The sequence below is a fragment of the Kribbella sp. genome, assembly GCF_035687465.1.
Classification (GTDB): domain Bacteria; phylum Actinomycetota; class Actinomycetes; order Propionibacteriales; family Kribbellaceae; genus Kribbella.
Genome location: NZ_DASRXP010000206.1, coordinates 1 through 4693 on the forward strand (window position 1 = coordinate 1; position 4693 = coordinate 4693).

At 68.7% G+C, this 4693-nt stretch carries 3 protein-coding genes; 1 reads left to right on the forward strand and 2 read right to left on the reverse strand.

What is annotated here, in order from left to right; genetic code table 11:
• On the reverse strand, positions 1–2636 hold a 2636-nt coding region (locus VFG33_RS10310; RefSeq protein ID WP_325024886.1), incomplete at its 3' end, for a DUF4011 domain-containing protein.
• Positions 2633–3763: a M48 family metalloprotease gene (locus tag VFG33_RS10315; protein ID WP_325024888.1), complete on the reverse strand. Its 1131-nt coding sequence runs from the start codon at positions 3761–3763 to the stop codon at positions 2633–2635. The genes VFG33_RS10310 and VFG33_RS10315, both read right to left, overlap by 4 nt.
• Positions 3764–3965: 202 nt before the next feature.
• Here VFG33_RS10315 and VFG33_RS10320 point away from each other — a divergent pair, with 202 nt between their 5' ends.
• Positions 3966–4589 (forward strand): hypothetical protein, encoded by a 624-nt coding sequence (locus VFG33_RS10320; RefSeq protein ID WP_325024891.1) that lies wholly within the window; start codon positions 3966–3968, stop codon positions 4587–4589.
• The last annotated feature ends 104 nt before the right edge of the window (positions 4590–4693 follow it).

Genomic DNA, 4693 nt, shown 5'->3' on the forward strand with positions numbered 1-4693 from the left:
GCGCGAACCGGGATCTCCGCGTCCGCGGCGGGAGCGGACCAGACCTCCGGGGCGACGAAAGCGAGCGGGCTGCGGGCCAGCAGACCGCCACTCGCCGGATCCGCCTCGGCCAGCGTCTCCGCCACCTTGGCGACCGCCGCCCGAGCGGGCCACCAATCGCTCGGCGTAGGAATCAGCAGCCGATCGGCAGCCTCCAGCTCATCCCCCCACCGCTGATCCCGAAGCTCCGCCAGCTGATTCACCACCTCACGAAGACTCAGCGAACCGCCCGCCGACAGCAGCGAACCGCCCGCCGCCACCAGCGAACCGCCCGCCGGCACAGGCGAATCGCCGGATGGCCTCGGCGAACCACTTGCCGGCACTTGCGAATCGCCTGCCGGCACCTGCGGACCACCGGCCGCCATCGGCGAACCGCCCTTGGCCGCCGGCGAAGCGCCCTCGGCGAGGAGGTTCTCGAATTCGCCGACGGTTGCGAGCAGGCGATCCACTCGGGCCACGAGCGCGTCCCGGCGTACGGTCAGCTCCTCCAGGTCGTCCTCGGCGGCCAGCCAGGTCTCGTACGTCTCGCGCAGCCCGTGGACGAACGCCTTCTTGTCTGCCTGGGAGTCGTGGATGAGCGTGCACAGACCCTCCAACCGGCGGCCCGCCAGCCGCGCGTGCACGACATCGAGCGCCGCACGCTTCTGGCAGACGAACAGCACCCGCTGCCCGCGCGCCACGAAGTCCGCGATCATGTTGGTGATCGTCTGCGACTTGCCTGTCCCCGGTGGGCCCTGGATGACGAAGCTCTCGCCCCGCTGCGCCCGCGCTATCGCGGCGACCTGCGAACCATCCGCCGGCACGACCAGGTGCCGCTCGGCCGTCGGCAGTTCGGGCGGTTCGCTGCTGATCGGCCGCGGCCGATCCGAGAACAGCTGGTCGAACGACGGACAGGACTGCCCGCTCTCGAGCAATTCGTCGTAGTCCCGGACCAGACCGAGCGTGCGGTAGTTGAAGTTCGCCAGCGCGACGGCACACAGATCGACGTCCCACGAGTACGGGCTGCCCTCGGTGTCGAGCGTGTAGGTATCCGTCTCGATCGCCGCCGGCCGACGCGGCGCACCACCAAGCGCGATGCTCAGCGGCAGGTCCTGGGCAGCCAACTGCTGCCGGAAGATCTGCACACCGAGCGGCTGGTAGTCCGACCGCCGGTAGGAATACGCGTAATGCCGTCCGCCGAACTCGTTCGCCGTGTTCCCATGCTGCCGGCGCCGATAGTTCCGCAGCTTGAGCATCGCCCGCTGCCGAACCAGATCGATCCGTGGCTTCTCCCGCAGATGCAACTGCAGCCCTGGCTCCGACGCCTGGATCTCCCGGGTCAACCGCTCATGCAGTACGCCGATCGCGCCGGGCTCGGTCAGATCCACCTTGTCCGGCAACGTGATCCCGTACAACTGGTGCAGGTGATGCCGCAGCGTCGGGTTCACCTCCGCCATCGGGTCAGCGATCCGCAACGTGTAGGAATCCCGCACGCCGCGCTTCTTCGCGAGCTCCACCTTGACCAGCACCAGGGGAGACGCCAGCCGCGTCGCCGGGTCGTTCTTCAGGTCATGCCACCGCAGGAACGCGGGAACCAGCCGCAGCTGGTCCTGACCGTACTCCGCGCGGTCCCTCCGGGCAGTGGAGATCAGTTTGTCCAGCGCGTTCGCGGCGTACGGCGCCTCGTCGTACCGGATCCATTTGCTCAGCGAGACTGGCGTCGTGCTCATCAGGGTCTTGGCCAGCTCGGCGTTCCAGGTGAACAGCTGCTGCTCGCGGATGTTGCGTACGTCGAGCATCAGCGGGACCGACACCTCGGTCAGGTTCAATGTCTGCGCGGTGTGCCGGAAGGTCACCAGCCGGTTGCGCCTGGACAGGTCGAAAAGCCTGTCCCTGAGGGTTTTCAGCACCGCCGTACGCCGGTCCGCCGCGCCCTGGGTGATCGCGTCGACATCGAAGTCGAGCGGTTGGTCCCGGTAGTTCTCCAGCTGCTCGATCAGCGATCGCAGATCCTGCGCCCGGTGGTGCCGGTCGGGCTCGGCCATCTGCGCCGCCACCGAGACGATCACCGGATGCAGTGACGCGTCGAGCGAATAAAGGTTGCCGCGAGCACCGATCAGCCGGGCGACGTCCTCAGCGCGGGACAGATCCAGCCCGAAGCCGAGGCCGATCAGCAGCTGCCCGAGACTGAAGATGTCCGTCAGCGGATCGTGATGACCGACCACGTGTTCCCAGCTCTGCCAGCCCGTCACGTGCACGGGTGCGGTGATTGCCTCAGGCAAGGGCTCGACCACCTGGATCACCGGCGCCCCGCCGCTCTCGCCGAGGTCCGTCTCGTACTGACGATGGGCGACCACCTCGACGGCCGCGGCCCGATGCGCCTCCCTGGCGGCGATCTCGACCGGGACCTCGGTCGGCCGGGTGGCGTCCTCCGGCGCGAACCCGAGTCGCGCCCGCTCGTCGACCGTGATGCGGTCGATCCCTCGCAGCGGCGCGACCAGTCCGCGCTCGTGCACCTCGGCTGTCGCACGGAACAGCGGAAGCACAGCAGCCAGCAACGCGTCGCTGCCGAGCCCGCCCTGGGAGACCGCCAGAGCGACCAGATCCTCCGCCATCATCCGACCAACTCATCCGCGGCCGCGGCGAGCTCGGCCCGGCGCTTGTCGTTCCACCCGAGCTCGTCGTCCGCGAGATCGTCGTACGGCGTGAGTCCCGCGCGGCGGGCGACTGCCATCGACGCGAGCAGCGCGGGATCGCCGGCCTCGGGATCAGCCGTGGCGAGGTCCAGAAGGAGGTAACACAGGTACTGCTTCGTTGCCGCGGTCAACGTCCTCGGCCGTGGCATCGGCGCACCGTCGACCGGCCGCACCGCCAACGGCTCGTCGAACCGCACCACGGCCCCACCCGGTACGCCGAGCGGCCCGGGCGGATCTGCGAACCCAGCCGCAAACGTGGCCACCGTGTCCGTGCGCAGGCCTTCCGTCTGGGCGATCCGGGCGGCGAAGTCCATGCTCACCTCTCTGAGCAGAACCGCGTCGAGCAGATCCGGCGCATCCACGTCGAGTGGTCCGGTGATCAGCCCTTCGACGTCCTCGTCGTTCAGCCAGTTCTGCAAGGCCCAGGCCCGGGCGACTCCCTCGGGATGACTCGTCCCACGGCTGCCGACACTGAGATCCTGTTCGCTCGCCTGCCGGAGATAGGCCTCGGGGTCCACGCTGGACAGTCCGGTCTGGAGCTTCAGCAGCGCGCGGACCGTAGTACTGAGGTCTCCGCATGCAGTGAACGCGCCTCGGTCGGCGAACAGTTCGGTGGCGAGCGCCCAGCGCCTGTGGGTCTCCATATACTGCGGCGGGGTCCTGGCATCGGCCGACGCGGCATCCAACAGCCGGTCGACTGCGAGGTAGGCGCCGTCGTCGATGGTCCAGAGCAGGCGGTGCGCCAACTCGTGGCCGCACACCGCGGTCAGTTCGTCGCTGTCCAGCCGCTCCAGCAACGGCCCCTCGAAGAGGATGACCGCCTTGTCTGCCTGATGCAGCAACAACGCGTTCGGATCGCCACTGCCGCGGGCCTGGAAGAACTCGATCTCGACACCCAGCCCCAACGCCTCCGCTGCACGCCTGCCGGCCGCATGCACCGCCGGGTGACTCACCTCATCCAGGCGATAGGTGTTCCGCAGTAAGGCCTCACCCAGCTCGTCCCCGCCCGCCTCCTTCGCCCGCAATGATTCCCAGGCACGCTCATCCACCCGGCGCGTATGTGCCAATACGCCCCGGTGGTAACTCAGCGGCCCTAGATTCATCACCACACCGGAACCCTAACGAGCCGCACGGACGAAAAATGCCTTCGCCGGTCGATCCCTCACCTCGATCTGACCTTGGGGGAGAGTGTCGCGCGGAGCGGGAATGGGCATGGGACAGGCGGCACGGGGCAGAGAAGGGATGGTGGGCGTGAAGGCTTACTCCGATGTTGGGGTGCAGCGGTTCTGGCAGGTGGTCGGGGATCTCTGGCTGCTGGGGTGGATCGCTGTCTGGGTCGCGCTGGGGTTGTTCGTCTTGAAGATCACCAACGCGCTGGGGTACCCGGGGCGCAAGGCGGCTGAGGCGGGCGACGGGCTGGCCGGGGATCTGCGGAGCATGTCGGAGCCGGTCGGGAAGGTGCCGTTGGTAGGGGACGAGTTGCGGGCGCCGGTTGACGGGGCTGCGTCGGCGGCGGCGCGGTTGGCGGAGGCCGGGCGGGATCAGGCGCACGCGGTCGAGCAACTCGCGTATCTGCTGGCGGGTATGACGATCGGGTTGCCGGTGCTGTTCGCCGTACTGATCTGGTCCTGGCGGCGGATCCGTTTCTCCAGGAGGGCCAGCGCCGCGCAGAAGTTCATCGACAACGCGGCCGATCTGGAGTTGTTCGCGCTCCGGGCGATGGCCAACCAGCCGATGCACAAGCTCGCGAAGATCTCCGACGACCCGGTCACGGCCTGGCGCGACCGGGACTCCGCCGTGATCGCGCGGCTAGCAGACCTGGAACTCCGCAGCTCCGGCCTCCGAGCCCCCAAACCGGCCGCACTCGGAAGCTGACCTCCCGAACCCCCACCACTCACTAACCTCCCGCTCGGCGTCGGGTGCAGGCGGGGGCACGCGGGAACTCGTGGGTCGGCGGCGTGTTGATGAGTGCTGGCGGT